The sequence below is a fragment of the Bacillus cereus group sp. BfR-BA-01381 genome (assembly GCF_022663555.1).
In the GTDB taxonomy this organism is placed as follows: domain Bacteria; phylum Bacillota; class Bacilli; order Bacillales; family Bacillaceae_G; genus Bacillus_A; species Bacillus_A pacificus.
In genome coordinates this window covers 1-1505 of the sequence record NZ_JAKUFR010000194.1, presented here as the reverse complement: position 1 = coordinate 1505, position 1505 = coordinate 1, and the positions used below count along the sequence as shown (strand labels likewise).

Genomic DNA, 1505 nt, shown 5'->3' with positions numbered 1-1505 from the left:
TTTTTTATTTACAGGTAAAATATTACAAAAGTTTGCTAAAACTAAACTTTTATAATAAAATGTGATTAATAAAGTTGTTTACTTATTTATAAGAAAATAATCTATTTGAATTTATATAAAAGGGTGAAATGGTTATGCGTGGAGAAAGGGTTAAAGCTTTACGAAAAATGAAGGGTTGGACACAAGATGAACTTGGAGCAGCGGTTGGATTAAAAAAAGCTACTATATCTGGAATTGAAAATAACAAACGTGATCGTGGCGAAAGATCTGTATCTAAATTTGCAGAGGTTTTTGGTTGTACTGCAGATTACCTTCTAGGATTTTCGGACGATCCTGCTCTAAACAGTGAACAAAATACCCGATTAAAAAAAGATTTCGATGAAATATATAATAAATTAAAAGAACTTCCAGAAGCTGAACAAGAAATGTATTTAAGAATGATTAATTCATTTATAGATGCGAACAAAAAATGATTGGTAGCACGTAGCTATCAATCATTTTTTGTTTTAATAGCAAGTGATTCCTTAATATTTTCAATACTCCCTTTTGCATTTTCATTATTTTCCCCTAGTAATAACAATTCCCAAAGTTTAGATGCTATTTCCTCTGTTGTATTTGATACCGCTTTTGTTGTTAATACTGCATTCATTACTTTTCCCCCTAAAACATCCTTTGTATTTTTGTAAATAAATGTAATTATTTCTGTTTTTATCAAAGTATAAAAAAACGGAAAGCTCTTTAAACGCACAAATGCGACCGTCTACTGAAAGACGATCGCATTTAAACTTACTTTTTTATAGTTAATTACTTTTTTACCATCCACCTGGATCTTCGCTATACATAACGATTGGTGCTTTGGCTTCCTGCTTAGGTTCTTTTACGTCTGTGGCAGAATTCAATAAGAAACCACCGAGAACGGCTAGTACTGGAATTAGAGCTAAGATTTTTTTCATATTTATCCACCTGCCTCATGACTGATAAGTTAATTATACCATTTTTTCAAACTTCACCCAAGTACATTTTTGGTAATTGAGCATAAAAAATATCATTTTTTTGGAGCAAACATTCATGTGCCTTCATCATTAATGCTCTATCATTTCTAGCAAGTGCTAGATACACCATTTGGATTCCGCTAAGTTCACCGTTGCTTTCTTTTAGTCCCATTAATATTCTTTCGCCTTCTTGCTTGTTCCCTAATTTAATTTGAAGTAAAGCCTGTTCAGCTTCATGAATTTCACCAATTGTATCTATTTCTTTCATATGGATAATCTTTAAAAAGGCCAGGTTATGCAGAAACATATTTCTTTTCTCTTTAATGCCTTCGAAATCACCAATCTCATCCAAAGTATTATACGCTTTGGTTAAATAGTGCTTTGCCTTTTCGTAGTTTGAGAACATAAAAGTCTCTCCTTTCTTAAAATACGCAATTGCTCTAGGCAGTATTAAGAAAGGGTTCAACTCACATTCCCCTAATATTTCATCACATATGGATCTAGCTTCTTTAA

4 protein-coding genes are annotated in these 1505 nt (G+C 31.8%); 1 reads left to right on the top strand and 3 read right to left on the bottom strand.

The window, feature by feature from the left end; all coding sequences use genetic code 11:
* Positions 1-134: 134 nt before the first annotated feature.
* Entirely contained in the window at positions 135-473 is a 339-nt protein-coding gene (locus tag MR079_RS28200; protein ID WP_073569270.1) for a helix-turn-helix domain-containing protein, read from the top strand.
* A 17-nt stretch (positions 474-490) separates the two neighbouring features.
* Here MR079_RS28200 and MR079_RS28195 read toward each other — a convergent pair whose 3' ends face one another.
* The 3 genes from MR079_RS28195 to MR079_RS28185 form a co-directional block, all read right to left on the bottom strand.
* A complete protein-coding gene (locus MR079_RS28195) occupies positions 491-649 on the bottom strand; it encodes a hypothetical protein (protein WP_242295074.1) in 159 nt (52 codons plus the stop codon).
* A gap of 163 nt (positions 650-812) precedes the next feature.
* On the bottom strand, positions 813-953 hold the full coding sequence (locus MR079_RS28190; RefSeq protein ID WP_176539112.1) for a hypothetical protein: 141 nt from the start codon (positions 951-953) through the stop codon (positions 813-815).
* A gap of 46 nt (positions 954-999) precedes the next feature.
* The coding region (locus MR079_RS28185) for an AimR family lysis-lysogeny pheromone receptor (RefSeq protein WP_242295073.1) at positions 1000-1505 on the bottom strand (506 nt) is incomplete at its 5' end.

Coding starts and splice junctions, on each gene's coding strand:
- MR079_RS28190 (WP_176539112.1), bottom strand. CDS start 953: ATGAAAAAAATCTTAGCTCTAATTCCAGTACTAGCCGTTCTCGGTGGT.
- MR079_RS28195 (WP_242295074.1), bottom strand. CDS start 649: ATGAATGCAGTATTAACAACAAAAGCGGTATCAAATACAACAGAGGAA.
- MR079_RS28200 (WP_073569270.1), top strand. CDS start 135: ATGCGTGGAGAAAGGGTTAAAGCTTTACGAAAAATGAAGGGTTGGACA.